This is a genomic window from Niallia sp. Sow4_A1 (assembly GCF_052116745.1).
Taxonomy (GTDB): Bacteria; Bacillota; Bacilli; order Bacillales; family Cytobacillaceae; genus Niallia; species Niallia hominis.
The window spans coordinates 42,748-59,949 of sequence record NZ_JBQKKM010000002.1 but is presented as its reverse complement, the minus strand read 5'-3'; the positions used below and the strand labels follow the sequence as shown (position 1 = coordinate 59,949).

Here is a 17,202-nt window from a genome sequence, read left to right as displayed (position 1 = left end):
TAAATTTTTACTTTAGCTTATCTATTTTTTCTTCTCACGATATTCGTTTGGGGAGATGCCAACTATTTTTTTAAATACTTTGCGAAAATATTTATCGTCTTGATAGCCGATCAAATTTGCAATATCATACACCTTTAGATTACTATTTTCCAATAATTCTTGTGCTTTTTGTATGCGTATGGATACTAAATACTCAGAAATATTTATATGATACTCCTGTTTAAATTTTCGCGATATATATTCTCTGCTTATATAGAAACGCTCTGAAATTTCCTGAAGTTTAATCTCTCGATGAAAATTCGCTTTTATGTACTTTTCAATTTCTTGGATAATATTTTTGGATGTTCTTGTATTTTGTCTTTTTACTCGTCTAAGAAACAATGCAATTTCTCTTTTCTTCCTGTCTTTATATGCTTCTAACTGAAATACATCTTCTTTATCAAGAAATGGCTGAATTCTCTCCTCTAAATCTGTAGGTAGGCTAAACGGAATATTAAATTCTTTGTACCATCTAGCACTTATCATCTGATATTCATTTTCCAAATGAAAAAGCTGCCTGAGGCATAATTGCTTTTTTTGAATGAAATCTGTTTGAATTTGTCCAATAAGTGAATGAAAAACATCCATTTCACCTGTTTGTATGGCAATTTTAATAGAACTACCATAATCCATTAAACTTTTAATCTCTTTTTCATCATTATTTATCACAATTTTTTCTTGGTTATTTCTTAAAACATTTCTATTCATTATCATAGACTTAGCATGTTGATAAGAAAGACTCAACTGTACTGCAGAGTTTACTTCGATCCCTATTGCAATCGTACAAGTCAAACCTAATAATTGCTGAATATTAATTTGTATTTCCTTAGCTATGATAAGTGATTCTTTTTTATTTTTTTTTAAAAGAAGGACAATTTCCCCTTTACTTGTTATATATCTGAATGCAATTCCACCACTTTTTTTGCTGAGTTGCTCATTTATTATATTTAATAGCGTAAAAAAGGTAATATCTTTATCTCCACCAAATTGCTCAACGGCTATATTACTTACTTGTAGAAGCCCAATTGTATATGCCGCTGCCTTTGTTAAACGAAATTCTTCCCACACAAATTTGTCCACTGGAACATTGTTAATAATCTGCGTTAACTTTTGGTCTCGATATGCCGGCTTCATTTTATTAATAAGTTGGTTTTTACTAAGTTTATTTATCCTTTCCATTTCCTCCGCTTTCCACTCATTCACTACCCTTATCAATGTATCATTCAGCATTTCAGGATCAATTGGTTTCAACAAATAGTCTGAGCTACCATAATGCATCGCTTTTCGCATATAATGATAATCATCATAACCGGTAACAACAATTGTTTTCCCTGCACAGTAATGCTCATCCATCCATTTTAAAAGCTGAGTTCCATCCATCTTCGGCATTTTCATGTCAGAGAATATTATTTCAGGATTTAATGATCGAATAATTTTAATGGCATCTTCTCCATTACTTGCTTCGTAAATTTCCGTAATCTCATTTCCTTCCCAATCAGCTAGTAGCTTTATTCCTTCTCTTACATGCTTTTCATCATCAACGATTAGTGCCCGCATATCCTCCCACTCCCTCTTGTAAAGATACTGGAATACGAACCATTACAGTAAACTCTTTATTCTCCACACTTTCCATTACTAAGGTAGCTTGTTCCCCATAGTAAAGCTGCAAGCGATCGTAAATATTTTTTAAACCAATTGATTCTTGTTCTTTTCCCTCCTTCATCGTTTCTCTTCGATACAATCCTTTGCGAAGAATCTCCAATGTTTCTTTTTTTACACCTCTTCCATTATCTTGAACAATAAATATTAATTCCTCCTCCTTTATATAAGAACAAATAGAGATGGATGCATCCTCCATCTCCTCGCTAAATCCATGTTTAAAGCAGTTTTCAATGATTGGTTGGAGAATCATTTTTGGAACGAATATTTCTTCCGTATCCGGTGAAATATTCATCTTTATATTCAATTCTTCTTCAAATCTTTGCTTCTGAAGACCGAGGTATGATTTAGCGTGCTTTATTTCTTTAGAGAATAGAACCATTTCGTCTCTCATATTCATACTGTAACGCATCATATCCGATAAGGACGTCAATAAGGAGTAGACCGGCACTGCCTTCATCTTTAGAGCAAGTGTTCCAATAGACTGAAAGCTATTATATAAAAAATGAGGATTTATCTGTGATTGTAATACTTTCAATTGTGCTGATTTATTTTCAATTTGTAATTTATATTCTTGGTCAATTAATCTATTGATTTGTAAAACCATTGATTTAAACCGTCTGCCAAGTATGCTGATTTCATCATTTCCTCTAATCTTAAAATCCGCCTCAAAAATGCCTTGCTCTACCTTTTTCATGTTATCGATTAAAACCTTAATGGGAGCTGTAATTTTAAAAGAGATGATTATCGTTATGACTAAAACAATGATTAAAGCCAATAAAGCAATAATCGTATTCATATATGCTGTTTCCTTTGCACTTTTGTAAAGACTAGAATAAGGAATACTTTTTATCATATACCAACTGTTATCCTGAACAGAAATGTTTTCATAAAATATTACCCCTGAAAAGTCCTTACTTTCCCAATTCATGTTATTTTGATGTGGACTGTTCTGGACTGCGTCAATCCATTCATCCTTACTTTTCTCCCCTATTAAAGCATTGTTAGAAGAATAAATAATCGTTCCGTTCTCGTTTATAATAGAAATATCTTCACTTTCTTTAACTAACCTATTCACTATTCCACCTATTTTGGAAAGATTTATATCAATAGACATAAACCCTAGAATCTCATTAGATGGCACATTTCTAATTTTATTGTGAAAAGATAGGACAGTTGATTTCTCTGAGTTAGGGATAATGGACAATCCATTATAACTATATATCGTATGTGGTGGTTCTATTAATGAATAGTTTGTTTTTCCCTGCTCTAATTTACGATAATAAGGATGCAAATAGATTGTTTGATTTTTCCCTCTTCCACTTATTCGAGAGTGATAATTTGTAAAAGAGTCTCTTCCTTTATTAATATATAAATGCATCTGTTCAATCTCAGAACGAGAATTATATACATATGCTAATACACGACGTACCTCCTCCATATTATCTTTGTTATTCTCTCCGACCCCTTGAGTCAACACATTCATGAAAGGAGTATAACGATATAATACAGTGGATATTAATGCAATATCCTCTAAGTAAGTAGTTAGTTCTTCCCTTCCTTTTACCATTAACTCTGTGTTATAAGAAAGGGACTCTTTGTTAATATTCTTTATCGTCTGATAATAAGTAAGGAGTATGCCGGTACCAAAAGGAAGAATAGTAGCAAGAAGTAAGAAAATCATCAGTTTTTTCCGTATACCCCATTTCATTTATGATCGAGAAATTTCAAACAACTTCATCGTTCCAATACACAGCACTAAAAGAAGTCATTCTATAAATTCTCTTCCCCCTCTCAAAATTGTATCCATATAAAAATAATACATAAGGATTGGTCAATATATTACACCTTACTCGTCAATGTAAACGGTTACTTGTTTTATTAATCTCATTATATTATAAATACAGGAGGTGCAGAAAGTGAATAATCAAAATAATGTAGAAAAAATAATCCCCCCCCTTGTTCAACAGTCAAATGTGAGCAGAAAACATTCACTCTCTACAAAGAGAAAGAAAAAATGGAAGGAAGTAGGGTTGTTTTCCCTTTTTGTAGGTCCAGTCTTTATTGCGTTTACAATAGTTGTTCTCGTTCCATTCTTTTCTGGTATTTATTACTCATTTACTGATTGGAATGGAATTACAGGAGAAATCAAATGGGTAGGATTGGAAAACTTTCAGTACATATTCACAGAAGATACTCAGTTTCTCCAATCTTTCAAACTCACTGCTCTGTATACCATTGTGGCAATTATTTTGACAAACACAATTGGCTTTGGTCTAGCCTTGCTTGTAACTCAAAAACTAAAATCTAGTAATTTATTACGTACGGTGTTTTTTATGCCTAATCTACTTGGCGGCCTCTTACTCGGATTTATCTGGCAATTTATATTCATTAGAGGGTTTGCCTCTATTGGGGAACTAACTGGAATTCCACTATTTGAGCTCGCTTGGTTAGGAGATAAAAATACTGCCTTTTGGGGAATTGTAATTGTCAGCGTATGGCAGGGTGCAGGATATATTATGCTCATTTATATTGCAGCCTTACAAAATATTCCGAAAGAACTAATCGAAGCAGCAAAAATCGATGGAGCGAACCATTTTCAAGTCTTACGAAATATTAAAATCCCGCTCGTAGCACCGGCAGTCACCATCTGTTTATTCTTAACAACTGCATCTTCATTTAAAATATTTGATGCGAATCTTTCCTTAACAAATGGAGGGCCGTTTAAATCAACAGAAATGTTAGCGCTTAATATTTATACAGAGGCATTTGTAAATAATCGCTACGGAATCGGGGAAGCAAAAGCACTTATCTTCTTTATTGTCGTAGCAACCATCTCCATTATACAGGTTATGATTACAAAGAAAAAAGAGGTGGAATCTTGATGGAGAATAAATACACTAGCAAAACTTTATTGGTGGAAATCTTCGGTATAATATTAGGCTTGCTATTTTTAATTCCATTTTATTATGTTATTTCGAATTCACTAAAATCTTTTGCCGAAATATTAACCAATACATCTGCATTACCAAGTTCACTTCATTTTGAAAATTATCTAAATGCTTTTGAAAAGTTAAATTTTCTTAAAGTATTTAGCAACTCTCTTCTTGTAACTATTGCAAGCAATCTTGTATTAGTAGTGTTCTGTTCGATGGCCGCTTACATGCTTGTCAGAACAAAAAAGAAAATAAGTAATATCATCTTTATGGCCTTTGTTGCCGCAATGATTATTCCTTTCCAATCGATTATGATTCCACTTATTAAAACAGCATCTAGCTTACACTTACTTAACAGTATTTGGGGTCTAGTGTTCATGTATCTAGGATTTGGGTCTGGGATGACAATCTTTTTATACCATGGTTTTATTAAAGGAATTCCAGTGGAATTAGAAGAAGCGGCTATTATAGATGGTTGCTCCCGATTTGGAGTTTTTTGGAGGATTGTTTTTCCATTATTAAAGCCCATTACGGTAACAATCATTATCTTAAATAGCTTATGGATATGGAATGACTATTTATTACCATCACTAGTATTACAAAATCCAGAATTGCGGACGATTCCACTTGCTACATTCTTTTTCTTTGGTCAATATACTAAACAATGGGATCTTGCATTAGCTGCACTTATGATAGGAATCATCCCATTATTAATTTTCTTCTTTTCTATGCAAAAACACATTATCCAAGGAATTACTAGCGGGTCTATTAAATAAGGAACAAAGAGGTTGTCTTCATTAATAATTTTTTTATTATAAAACTGCCTCTTCCATATAAATACGATATTTTCTATAAACAGGAGGAAATCACATGAAGTTCAAAAAAATGAAAAGGTATTCCCTACTAACTGGTATCTTAACTGCTTCCCTTCTTTTTGCAAGTGCTTGTTCCAATGAAGGGGCTTCAAGTAATAATGAATCTAGTAAAGATGATAAAGTTGTCGTTGACTTATTTAATGGGAAAGTAGAAATAGCTGATCAATTAAAAGCACTAACAGACCAATATACAAAAGAACATCCAAATGTAACATTTAATATTGAAACAGTCGGTGGAGGTGCAGATGGGACAGCAGCCTTAAAGGCGAAATTCGCGTCTAATACTGCTCCTGATATTTTTGGAAATGGTGGATATCAAGAGGCGGTGACTTGGCTAGATAAATTAGAAGATTTGTCGGATCAGCCATGGGTAGATGACGCTTATGAAAGTGCGTTAGTGCCAATGACGGTTGATGGAAAAATCTATGGCCAGCCTGTGAATCTAGAGGGATACGGTTTTGCCTACAATAAAGAGTTATTTAAAAAAGCAGGAATTACCGAATTACCAACTACTTTTTCTGAGTTAGAAACTGCTGCAGAAAAATTAAAAGCTGCTGGCATTACTCCTTTTTCAATTGGGTATGGAGAATGGTGGGTATTAGCTAATCATGGACTGAATGTACCCTTTGCTTATCAAGATGATGCAGATGCATTTATCAAAGGATTAAATGATGGCTCTACAAAAATCGCAGGCAATGAGCACTTTAATAATTTTTTTGATTTACTAGATTTAACTATAGACTACGGTAATAAAAACCCGTTAACAACAGACTATAATACACAAGTAACTTTGTTTGCAACTGGTGAAACAGCAATGATTCAACAAGGTAACTGGATTCAACCAATGATAGATAAAATTACTCCTAACTTAGAAGTAGGTTTTATTCCAATGCCATTAAGTGATGATGAAGCAAAATCAGATAAGCTAATGGTTGATGTACCTACAAACTGGGTCGTTCATAAAGATGCCCCTGAAAAAGACAAAGAAGCAGCATTAGATTTCTTAAACTGGATGGTAACTTCCGATTTTGCAAAAGAATCGATTGTAAAAGATTTCAAATATGTTCCAGCATTTGAATCAATCCAAGCAACCGCAGATGACATTGGTCCATTAGGGGCTGAAATCCAAAAGTATTCACAAGAAGGAAAAACCTATACATGGCAGTTTATGAAATATCCTGATGGTGCTGGTCAAGAGTTTGGAGCTAGTCTTCAAGCATATGTAGGAAATCAAAAATCACGTGAGGAAACAATGAAAGCATTAGATGATACGTGGGAAAAACTTAAAAAATAGACTAATAAGAGAGAAATACTAAACACTATCGTAAGTTATTCCATATCCAGTTAATCTTAACAATTTATTTATAATTTATTGATAATTTCGTCATATATTATTCATAATATATGGGTATGATAATTATATAGTCATTAATAGCTTTTTCAAGTCCCCCCTTGAAATTGATAGATTTAAGGAGTGCCTAATAGCACTCCTCCTTTTTTGCATATAAATTCTCCGCCAAAATAAAAAAAGACTCTTCATAATAAAGAGTCTTGCATATTAAGATAAAAAGTAATAGTAAATTAGTTCAATATTTTTATTTTCACAGTTTTGCGTCCCCAAGCCTTTGCTTTTTTGGTTGAAGGCATTAAAACATCTATTTTATGTCCCTTAATAGCCCCACCAGTATCTCCTGCAATGGCTTCTCCATATCCTTCTACCCAAACTTTCGAGCCTAATGGGATGACAGATGGATCGACTGCAATTAACTTCATATTCTTATTCTTTTTTATATTATATCCAAGTGCTGTATAATCAGATTTTGTATCTTGATGACTATAAGCAGTAGCCGTTACATAAATAACATCTTTATTACTAGAAGACTTGCTAGTCGATTTACTAGAAGATGCTTTACTTGATACACTTGCCACTTTACTTGTTGAAGCTGCCTTCCCTGCATTATTTTTCTTTGCTTCTTTTTGTTCTTGCTTTAATGCAGACTCCGCTTCATTAATTTGTGCAAGCACGGCATTTTTTTCGCTTTCAGCTAGTTCCACTTCTTTTGAAACTGCCGCAAACTTTTTCTGCACAGCTGAAAGTGCTTCTTGTCTCTTAGCTAGATTTTGTTGCAGATCATTTTGAGAAGCAGCTAGTTGATCATATTGGCCTGTTAGTTCTTCTTCTTTCAGATCAATTGCTAGTTTCTCTTCTTCAATTTTCTCAAGATCTGCTTGCTGCTGCTCTAATATAACTTTATCACCATCAAAAATAAGCGAAATAGCTGTTGCTCTACTAATAAAGTCAGCGAAGTCCTTTGCATTCAATAGTACTTCTAAAACGACGTTCGTTTGGTCTGTATTCTGCAAGGATACTAGACGCTCTTTCATAACGTCTTTACGTGCTAGTACTTTATCTTCTAAAACAACAATCTCTTCTTTCTTTTTTTCTATCTGTTGTTTCGTTTCTTCAATTTTTGCTTGCAGATTCGCTATTTTTTCTTTATTTTGCTGCATTACTGTTTCAACGGCTTTTAAGTCTTCTTGAACAGTTTCCAACTCTTTTAAAGTTTTTTGCTTTTCTGCTTCTTTTTCGTTAATCAATTGCTCATTTTGGTTCAATTGATTTTTCGCTTTGTTAAGTGTTTCTTGACTCGTTTCTGCTTGTACCATAATCGCTGATGATAAAAAGATGACACTGCTTAGCGAAATGGCCATTAGTTTTTTTAAGGAACGCATCTAAAAACCCCTTTCTCTATTGTTATAACACATGAAAGAGGTTTCTAAATTACAATTCTATTAAAATAGTAAGTCATTCTTTTTAAAATTAGTTTACAAGCAAGCTAGTAATTTTTGAATATTCTCTAGCATTCCGTAGGGCTAGAAGGGAATATTACAGTTTGTTACCTTTGTAATATTTCTGTCAATTACTAATATTTATCTTTTTCTAAAATGGATTATATATCCTGTATCAGCCTTATCATATCCACACACTGGATTCCATTTTCATAGATTTCTTCCTCATAGTTTATTAGAAAAAAATCTTTATCTATTCGATTGATTCGAAACCCACATTTTTGATAGAGTGCAAGCTGACCAATACTACTATTTCCAGTACCTACCTCTATCACTTTATATCCTAGCTTTTTCGCTTCCTTCACCGCATGCATCACTAATTTTTTCCCTAATCCTTTTCCTTGATAGATTTCACCAACCGCTAGATTTATTAACTCGATTGATTCTTCTTTTATAGGTAACAAAACATAAACACCGATCAATTGCCCCTTTTCTTCCGCAATATAACATAAACCCTTTTTAAGATATTCATTTACTAGAAATTCAGATGGATCTGCTGTTAATAATAACTTAATGGGCGGACTTTCCTCTTGTGTTAGCTTTCGAATGATCATGGATTCATTTCCCCTTCTATGGACAATGCATCATTGCTTCTGCCTTCTCCCAAGGAACGGTATATCCTGCTCCTTTTGCACAAAAAATGGAGGAGGATGTATATTCCGGATCAGCATTTTTATCATAGCCTAGCCTGTCGATTACTTCCTCTTCATTATGACAAGGATAATAACCTGCAAATGTTAAGGAAAGCTGCCCTTTTCCTTGTGTGAATGATGCAAGTGTCGTACTATATTCCATAAAGGTAGCAACAGGAACCTTACCTGTAAGAATAGCCTTGTCTTCTAATGTTTCAGGCGTATTAAATTCCCCATATGCTGTTTGAATGTCAGACAAAACCCTGCCCATTTGTTCTATATCTACTTTTATTTTAAAGGAATAATACGGTTCTAATAAGCGGTTACGAGCTTTCTCCAAACCCTGTCTTAATGCTCGAAAGGTAGCTTCTCTGAAATCTCCTCCATGTGTATGTTTATTATGTGCTCTTCCCGTTAACAGGGTGACTTTTATATCTGTTAACGGTGATCCTGTTAATATCCCATGATGCTCCCTCTCAAAGAGATGCTGGCAAATGAGATTTTGGATAGCAATAGACAAATCATCTGTATGACAATTGCTCTCAAATACAATCCCGCAATTCCTTTTACCTGGCTCTAATTGAAGATGTACTTCCGCATAATGGCGCAATGGCTCAAAGTGTCCATAACCTATAGCCTCTGTCTCAATCGTTTCTTTATACAAAATTTCCGGCCGGTCAAACTGAACCTGTAAAGCAAATCTTTCAAATATGATTTCCTGAAGAACCTCTAGCTGTATTTTCCCCATAACATGTAAATGGATGTCTTGCAGCTTTTCTTCCCATGTCACATGAAGGGATGGATCCTCTGCTTCTAATAGTTTAAAAAATTTTAGTGCATCCTTTTTATTAATACCTGGCTCAAGAACAACCTTCGAACGAAGGGTTGGCACTAATTCATACTCTGCTTTCTCCAGAAGTTCTCCGACTCCATCGCCTACAGCTGCATTTGTAAGGCCTGTTACAGCAAAAAGCTCTCCAGCATTGACTTCATTTACTTGCTGAAATTGAGTCCCATTATATTTACGTATTTGTGTGACTTTCTCCATGTCACCATTTCCATACATAAGCTCCTCTCTCACACACAACGTTCCACTTTTCGCTTTCATAAAGGTAATCCTCGTTCCAGAATCATCATAGCGAATTTTATAAACCCTTCCTGAAAACGGCTCATCCTTTTTGTACAATGTTGTCGTCAAATGATCAAAACAATGGAAAAATTCCTTTACCCCGATATCTTGTAAGGCAGATCCATAGCCACAAGGATAAAGACGAGAAGAACGAATCATTTCCTGCATTTTGTCGATCCAAAGTGTTGGTTGATAGCCTTTATCCATATAGTAATCAAGAAGCTCTTCGTCTCGTTCAGCCATAAATTCAATAAGCTCTTCGGACATATTACTGCCATCAAATGAGGATATATCACATACCTCGTTCGTAAATTGTGAACGTATTTCTGTGAGAACACGCTCTACATCCGCTCCAGTTCGGTCCACTTTATTGATAAAGAAAAACGTCGGAATCTGATGTATTTTTAAAAGACTCCAAACTGTTTCCGTATGGCCCTCGATGCCCTCTACTGCACTAATAATGACAATCGCAAAATCCATTACTTGAATCGCTCTTTCCATTTCTGGAGAGAAATCAACATGTCCTGGGGTATCGATTAAATAATACGTTGAATTTCCATGTTCAATCATGCCTTGGTCAGCAAAAACGGTGATACCTCGTTGTTTTTCAATTAGATGACTATCTAAAAATGCACTTTGATGATCCACACGCCCTCGTTTTTTTATACTATTTGTGTGATAAAGAAGCTGTTCGGAAAAAGTAGTTTTTCCTGCATCGACATGTGCTAATATTCCAATCGTTTTATTCATTTTGCAAGCGACTCCTATTCTAAATCTATGGCTCCATTAAATGAAGTAAGTTATATCTTATAATGACTTTACAAGCGTATCATTTTAAAAAAATGGACTCTAGCTTACCTATCATCTTTTTCTGCAAATTAATAATTTATCCACCAGACATGCTATTGCTATCCCAGATAAATAGCGGACTAGATCAACGACAAGGAATCCCCTTCCTAATATCAACGCACCCATTGTCGAATTTCTGAGCTCATTTATCCAATCTGCTTGATATAATTGACTGAATTCTATTCCAAAACAAAATAGGATACTACCTACCATAGCAAGCAGGATTTTTTTCCCCCCAAGAAGAAAACGAAAGCCAAAATAAATCATCATTGACCACAACATGTCTCCTGCATGTTGACTAATAAAGTCCGGAAGTAGATTACTAAATCGTCTGGAGAAAAGTCCTAATGCCACCATAAAAAAGGCAGCAACTAGGTAATTTGTTCTCTCCATGCTTTTCAATTTCTCATTTGATTGTTTCATTTTTCACTCACTATGTTTAGATTTTTATGAATATCTTTATTATAATTATTCCCTATAAGGCTTTCCATATTTTCGTTTTCAAATATGTAGACAAAATGAAAGAGACCATTACACAACTGGTCTCTTTTCATCTTCATTACGTTAGGATTTTTCCGTCTATTAGCTTGGGGACTTACCCCAAGAACAAATCTAGAATATTAGAACCTTTTGATGTTTGTTTATTATAGAACTCTGAATACCCACATTTTTTGCAAAAAACAACAGTAAATGTATTATGCTGAATATCCATTAGCTTGGATAAGCCTGTTCCTGTCATTGCTACATCTTTTGTACCTACTTCCGTTCCACCGCATTTCACACAGCCTTTACTTTCCATATTCAACCACTCCTTATTCTTAAATATATAACCTTACGTTGAAAACCTCGGCAAATCCCATAATACTTCTTTAATTTGTTATCTTCCTATATCTTTACGTATGAAAATGGTTTAAGTTTCACTTTCGTTATCCTATATAACGATTAATAATCTTCAAAAGCTTGTCTTTATTTTCTGGAGAATCATTTTCGCTTAATCTTGCGGCTGCAATGATGGGCATCCATTCTAATATCGCCTCTTTTGTATCCCCGGTCTTGCTACAATAGATATTCAAATATAAATCAGCTAGTTCCTGATGATTTTCCAAATAGAGGAGATAGCTTCTACATATATCTGCCCGAACATCTCCTGCTCCAGCATCTACCCAATCGATTATCCATACTTTGTCATCTGCTTGCACGAGATTAAAAAGGTGATAGTCCCCATGGCAGAGTCTTGTCTCATTCGGCATTAACTTTAACTTAGCTAAAATCAGTGATTTTGTTTCAACCTCTAAAATATGCGAGCCTTCAATTTGTCTACGCCACTTTGCCGTGATTGGTTGTAGATCGTTTCCTTCATGATGATGAATTTGTTGTTGGATATCGATAGACTTGCTCATATAATATTCAGCCATCTCAAGATTCTCAAACAAGAGATCTCCTAACGTTTTTCCTTTTATGTATTCCATTATTAAAACTTGATTGTTGTTCACTTTCGTTATTTCTATCACTTTTGGAACAGGTAAACCACAAGAATGAGCAAACCTTTGTTTCGCTGCTTCCATTGCCGATTCCGTTGGTGGAAGATAGTCTTTATATATTTTGAAAATTTTATGATCATTTAAGTAAATCTTTGCTGTATTTCCAGTAGCTATTGGTTCTCCTAAATTCACTCTACTCCCTCCCTACTTTTTAACAAACCAAATGATTAATTAAGAAATAGCTCTAGCATATCGTAATGATACCTGCTCTTCTCCTGTTTCTATAACGGTTATCTTTTTCTCTTGAAAAATATATCCTCTTGCTTCATAAAACGGGATTCCCCTGTGATTTCCCTCTTGTACAGAAACCCATTGCCTTGTTGCGCCAAGGGCTACCTGGTCTTTCGTCAATGCTTCAAGCAAAAGTCTTCCAATCCCTTGATAGCGGTATTTTTCATCTATATAAAGAACAAAAACCTCCGAGACATTATCTCCCGTTATTCCTCCTCCAATTACGCCAACTACTTCAGAATCAAAAAGAGCAACATAGGAATAGCTCCCATTCTCTATATCTTTTTCTATTCGATTAAGCTTGTACCAAAAATCAACCGTTTGGTTCTGACATTCTTCACTCAGCTTGCCTTCTACCGTTTGCCGCCAACCAGTTGAACAAATTTTTCGAATCATTTCCGCATGTTCCTTTTTTGGTTTTTCAATAGATATTTTTGTCATGCTTTATTCCCCTTCTTCAAAATTTAAGTTCCTTTTTTCAGCTATTCATATGCTTAAAGAATACCATTTAATTCGTAAAGCACCTATAAAAATTACTGGAATTTTATAAGTATTTAAAATAAACTGTATTTTAAGAGGATGTCTCATAGAATAAATGGAAAGTGATAGTTTAGCGAAAAGGCAAATATTAAATTAGGAGTGATTGTTTGGAATTAAATGATGTTATACATGGCCATAGATCGATAAGACAATATGAAGATAAGGAAGTTAGTCAAGAGCTATTGGATCAAATCTTAGAAGCAGGAATCCGCGCCTCATCAAGTGGTAATATGCAGTCTTATTCTATCATTGTTACGAAGGATAAGGAGCTTAAAAATCAATTATACAGTGCACATATGGACCAATCCATGGTTGTGGATGCACCTATTCTCCTTACATTTTGTGCAGATTTCAATCGAATGAGAAAGTGGCTGGAGCTTAATGATGCGCCAGTACATTTTGATAATTATATGAGCTTTATGATAGGTGCGATTGATGCAACATTAGTATCACAAAACTGTGCTTTAGCAGCAGAAAATGCTGGCCTTGGCATTTGCTATATGGGCTCTACTCTTGCAAATTGTGATCAAATCGGCAAACTTCTAAATTTACCAGAGAATGTTGTACCTATTGTAGGCTATTCTTTAGGGTATCCTGCAGAAAATCCAGCTCCACGTGATCGACTGCCAAAGCATGGGCTTGTTCACTATGATACCTATCAGGATTATTCAGACCAAGATATTCTTGAAATATATAAAGAACGGGATGAAAAGGGCTGGAATCGCTATATGGATGTCCCTCGACTGAAAGAAATGACAGAACAATTAGGATTAAAAAATCTAGCTCAAATCTACACCATTGCAAAATATACGAAAGAATCTCATCACGAATTTTCACAAACTGTATTAAATTACTTGGAAAAACAAAATTTTATGAATAACGGGTAATAGTTTACTTCCTGGAGAAAGTTTTTGTGTTTTTATTATAAAATAATAATGAGGCATGGACAAAACTAAATAACCAAACTTTAAAGACGAACTATCTCTAATTTAGCTCTTAAATAAAGCTGCTTTCTCATGATGGTTATCTATGTTTTTAAATATAGTCAAGTGTAAAAACTAAGTCGTTCCATTGCGTTACAGACGCACGATGCGCCGGGGAGGAAGTTAAGCCTCCTCGCTGCGTGGCCACTGAAAAAGTGAATTACCTGGTGAATCGGTAGTTACCAAACCATTCTAACTTAGTGTAGGTTTTTGTTTTCCGAGGCTTACCGCTCGCTTTCCACGGGGCGAGCGCCGAGCCGCTTCGTCGCTACGCTCCTGCAGGGTCTCGGACTTTCTCGCATCTCCCGTAGGAGTCGAGCGGACGCCTCTCCAAACCAACTTATTATTCACTTTCAAATAAATAAAACCTCATTTTATTTGGAGAACTAGACTTTTTAGTGCCCTCCTCGCTGCGCTGCGGGGTCTCAGCCTTTCCTCTACTTCCCGCAGGAGTCGAACGTCCTCCACTCCATTCCACTTTGTTTTTAAACCTTTATCCAAATAACAAATACGAATATTCACGTGAATCAATTACATAATCGTTAGTTTTTATTGTTAGTTGAAATGCTTATTTCCCAGCCTCATTATCTTTGTCGCAAACCATGTAACAGAATTTGCTTGTATACTATGAAAGGATCTCCATCTTTCGCACAACCAAACTTTTATTTCAATGCCTCTTATCTTTTTTCATTACTTATATCTTTTAGCAATCCTTCAAACCATTGAACATTTACTAAATGATGTGAACGTGAATTTTCCAACATCTTTTTGAAATAAGTAGGAATCGTTTCATTATGCTGAAGCGTTTGTTCTAATAAAAAAATTTTCTTTTGCGTTTGTTCGATTTGTATATTTATTAGTTTTGTTAGTTCCTCTTTTGTATATTCATCTGCAAATAACATTGCTGCATAAAAAGATAAATTTATATAATCTGTCTTAGAACCATACTTAAACATCAATTTTTCGAATTCTTTATCACCTAGTTCTGTGATAATATAATTACGCTTTTCTCTAGTATTATCTAATTGGTCCACTTGTTGAATATATTGCTTTTCTTCTAATTGTTGAAGATTATAATAGAAGGATCCCTTAGTAAAATTCACTATATATTGATAATGTCTCTCTTCCATTAGTGCCAACAATTCGTATCCGTAAGAACCTGGTTTTTGTTTTAATAAGCCTAAAATGAGTAATGGTATCAAAAAAACACCTTCTTTTATTCTTCCTTAAAAGTATTGGAATAGTTATTGCATTTTTTTATCGTTTACTTCTTGTTTATTTGTATGAGCTGAGATTCAAATTCGTCATATGAAATTTTCCCTACCGCTAATTCTAGCGTCTTCCTATATATCTTTTCTGATTTGGTATTTACTCTAGTATGAATAAGGTTTATCAACTCATTTTCATTATTTAACGGTTCCAATACATGTTGTTTTTTAGAAAAGGCTTCAAAATACCGCAAACCAAATTTTCTTTGAGAAATTGCATCAATATGAATACCATCTGGATTAGAAGTTAAGCCTTCTGCAGTGACAAAATAGCAATTGTCTTGTTCAAAAGCAAATTTTTGCAGCTCTTGATTAATAAAATTATATTCAGCAGAATATTTCCCAAATCCCTCTTTTCCTAGAAAATCTCCCAAACCACCAATAATAAAAGGAATATCTGGAGCATTTAACTCCACTCTAAGAGCCTCAACAATGGAAAATAATTTATTATAATAGACTTTGTAATTCCCATTCATACTATCGCTTTCTCCTTGATGCCATAGAATTCCTGTTAACTCACTATTCTCCATAGCAAATTTGGCTTCGGTAATTGCATGTCGAAAAAGCGGTTGATCAACTGCCCATTCATCTAGCGTGCTTCCACCTTCTGCACAGGGAATAAGGCCAATCTTATCATCTTGATTTTCGCGACTCCATGCTTCTGCAAAGGAACCAACTAGACTAATTCCTGAAACAGGACGGTCATAATTGACAGGCTCCGTCATCATTTGCCATCTTCCATTACGCAACATTTGTATTCTCTCATTATAAATCGGAGGAACTTCATGGATAAATCCTCGTCCCGCCATATTCGACTGTCCTATCATTAAAAACGATTTAATCATTTTTTTCATCCTTTCTTTTAGAACATATTTTAATTATTGCCTTCGATACTTTTTGAATATAGCTACTGATCAATTTTTTAATAGTTGGGTTGTTTGAAACAATATCTTAGTAGATTATCCTCGAAAGCAAGGTCTATCCATTTCACATTTAGTCTAATTAGACTAATCACTCTTAGAATATTATAGTCTAATTAGACTGTTTGTCAAATGTTTGAGAGGACTAACCACGACGGTGTAGCGAATAATGCATAATTTATTTGATAAGTTCCCTCCCCCCTCTTTCTCCCTAAAATAGGTTCCATCATAGAATAATATTCTTTTTATTAAAACGATCTGCAAGCACTGCTCCAAAAAAATTAACAAGTAGAGAGGGTACTAAACTAAAAGCCAGATAGTCAAGAATAATGGGAATTCTAAGGAGATTTGAAAATGGGATAATGATCCTTCTGATAAATAATATAAAATCTTTTCCTCCCGATACTCATCATCTGGCAATAAAAACGATATCCAAGATTTCATTACAACTCCACCTCCCAAAAGAGATCATCCAGTGTTTTATTAAGTTCATTTGCTATTGCTATACAAAGTTGAAGACTGGGACTATGTTTTCCATTTTCGATCAATCCGATTGTCTGTCGAGCGACTCCTACTCCTTTAGCTAACTGTTCTTGAGTAATTGACAATTTCATCCTTATTATTTTCACATTATTTTTCATAAACTCACCTGCCATGTTAATACAATAATTTCTAAAATAAGGTGGTTAACTCTTCTTATTGGATTAACCACCCTTTACTTTAAGTACAATTCTTCAAAAGCCTAATGAA

Annotated in this window: 17 protein-coding genes; 4 read left to right on the top strand and 13 right to left on the bottom strand. The window is 34.4% G+C overall.

Features of this window, described 5'->3' with window-relative positions; translation table 11 throughout:
• Positions 1-21: 21 nt before the first annotated feature.
• Together ACTQ5K_RS01510 and ACTQ5K_RS01505 are read right to left on the bottom strand one after the other, a co-directional pair.
• Positions 22-1,596 carry a response regulator transcription factor gene (locus tag ACTQ5K_RS01510; RefSeq protein WP_441993340.1) on the bottom strand — a complete coding sequence of 525 codons (1,575 nt, stop codon included), beginning with the start codon at positions 1,594-1,596 and terminating at the stop codon, positions 22-24.
• A complete protein-coding gene (locus ACTQ5K_RS01505; RefSeq protein ID WP_441993338.1) occupies positions 1,577-3,382 on the bottom strand; it encodes a sensor histidine kinase in 1,806 nt (601 codons plus the stop codon). Before ACTQ5K_RS01505 ends, ACTQ5K_RS01510 begins: the two co-directional genes overlap by 20 nt.
• 292 nt (positions 3,383-3,674) lie before the next feature.
• Between ACTQ5K_RS01505 and ACTQ5K_RS01500 the strand changes: the two genes are divergently transcribed.
• The 3 genes from ACTQ5K_RS01500 (at position 3,675) to ACTQ5K_RS01490 (ending at position 6,803) form a co-directional block, all read left to right on the top strand.
• The gene (locus ACTQ5K_RS01500) at positions 3,675-4,583 is read left to right on the top strand and encodes a carbohydrate ABC transporter permease (protein WP_396953867.1); all 909 of its coding nucleotides are present in this window, start codon (positions 3,675-3,677) and stop codon (positions 4,581-4,583) included.
• Complete coding sequence (locus tag ACTQ5K_RS01495; RefSeq protein ID WP_031537182.1) at positions 4,583-5,410, top strand: carbohydrate ABC transporter permease; 828 nt, start codon at positions 4,583-4,585, stop codon at positions 5,408-5,410. Before ACTQ5K_RS01500 ends, ACTQ5K_RS01495 begins: the two co-directional genes overlap by 1 nt.
• Positions 5,411-5,504: 94 nt before the next feature.
• Entirely contained in the window at positions 5,505-6,803 is a 1,299-nt protein-coding gene (locus tag ACTQ5K_RS01490; protein WP_031537185.1) for an ABC transporter substrate-binding protein, read from the top strand.
• 287 nt (positions 6,804-7,090) lie between these two features.
• Here the strand turns inward: ACTQ5K_RS01490 and ACTQ5K_RS01485 are convergent, their stop codons facing one another.
• From ACTQ5K_RS01485 to ACTQ5K_RS01455, 7 genes are all read right to left on the bottom strand, one after another.
• The gene (locus ACTQ5K_RS01485) at positions 7,091-8,242 is read right to left on the bottom strand and encodes a 3D domain-containing protein (RefSeq protein WP_441993335.1); all 1,152 of its coding nucleotides are present in this window, start codon (positions 8,240-8,242) and stop codon (positions 7,091-7,093) included.
• Positions 8,243-8,460: 218 nt separating this feature from the next.
• Complete coding sequence (locus ACTQ5K_RS01480; protein ID WP_441993333.1) at positions 8,461-8,913, bottom strand: GNAT family N-acetyltransferase; 453 nt, start codon at positions 8,911-8,913, stop codon at positions 8,461-8,463.
• 16 nt (positions 8,914-8,929) lie between these two features.
• A complete protein-coding gene (locus ACTQ5K_RS01475; protein ID WP_441993331.1) occupies positions 8,930-10,870 on the bottom strand; it encodes a GTP-binding protein in 1,941 nt (646 codons plus the stop codon).
• 111 nt (positions 10,871-10,981) lie between these two features.
• Positions 10,982-11,392 carry a ribosomal maturation YjgA family protein gene (locus ACTQ5K_RS01470; RefSeq protein ID WP_048716427.1) on the bottom strand — a complete coding sequence of 137 codons (411 nt, stop codon included), beginning with the start codon at positions 11,390-11,392 and terminating at the stop codon, positions 10,982-10,984.
• A 172-nt stretch (positions 11,393-11,564) separates the two neighbouring features.
• Positions 11,565-11,768, bottom strand: a complete 204-nt coding sequence (locus ACTQ5K_RS01465) for a zinc ribbon domain-containing protein (protein WP_031537193.1) — start codon at positions 11,766-11,768, stop codon at positions 11,565-11,567.
• Between the two features lie 127 nt (positions 11,769-11,895).
• Entirely contained in the window at positions 11,896-12,642 is a 747-nt protein-coding gene (locus ACTQ5K_RS01460; protein ID WP_441993328.1) for a phosphotransferase family protein, read from the bottom strand.
• A gap of 39 nt (positions 12,643-12,681) precedes the next feature.
• Positions 12,682-13,182, bottom strand: a complete 501-nt coding sequence (locus ACTQ5K_RS01455; RefSeq protein WP_441993326.1) for a GNAT family N-acetyltransferase — start codon at positions 13,180-13,182, stop codon at positions 12,682-12,684.
• A 206-nt stretch (positions 13,183-13,388) separates the two neighbouring features.
• On the opposite strand from ACTQ5K_RS01455, the gene ACTQ5K_RS01450 reads away from it, so the two are divergent.
• On the top strand, positions 13,389-14,168 hold the full coding sequence (locus ACTQ5K_RS01450; protein ID WP_031537198.1) for a nitroreductase family protein: 780 nt from the start codon (positions 13,389-13,391) through the stop codon (positions 14,166-14,168).
• A 773-nt stretch (positions 14,169-14,941) separates the two neighbouring features.
• On the opposite strand, the gene ACTQ5K_RS01445 is transcribed toward ACTQ5K_RS01450, so the two are convergent.
• The 4 genes from ACTQ5K_RS01445 to ACTQ5K_RS01430 all read right to left on the bottom strand — a co-directional run bounded on the left by ACTQ5K_RS01445 (position 14,942) and on the right by ACTQ5K_RS01430 (position 17,093).
• On the bottom strand, positions 14,942-15,466 hold the full coding sequence (locus tag ACTQ5K_RS01445) for a PadR family transcriptional regulator (RefSeq protein WP_048717677.1): 525 nt from the start codon (positions 15,464-15,466) through the stop codon (positions 14,942-14,944).
• Between the two features lie 62 nt (positions 15,467-15,528).
• Positions 15,529-16,377, bottom strand: a complete 849-nt coding sequence (locus ACTQ5K_RS01440; protein WP_031537200.1) for a sialate O-acetylesterase — start codon at positions 16,375-16,377, stop codon at positions 15,529-15,531.
• A 375-nt stretch (positions 16,378-16,752) separates the two neighbouring features.
• Positions 16,753-16,896: a hypothetical protein gene (locus ACTQ5K_RS01435; protein ID WP_155986742.1), complete on the bottom strand. Its 144-nt coding sequence runs from the start codon at positions 16,894-16,896 to the stop codon at positions 16,753-16,755.
• Positions 16,896-17,093: a helix-turn-helix transcriptional regulator gene (locus ACTQ5K_RS01430; protein WP_048717678.1), complete on the bottom strand. Its 198-nt coding sequence runs from the start codon at positions 17,091-17,093 to the stop codon at positions 16,896-16,898. The genes ACTQ5K_RS01435 and ACTQ5K_RS01430 overlap by 1 nt, the downstream gene beginning before the upstream one ends.
• Between the last annotated feature and the right edge of the window lie 109 nt (positions 17,094-17,202).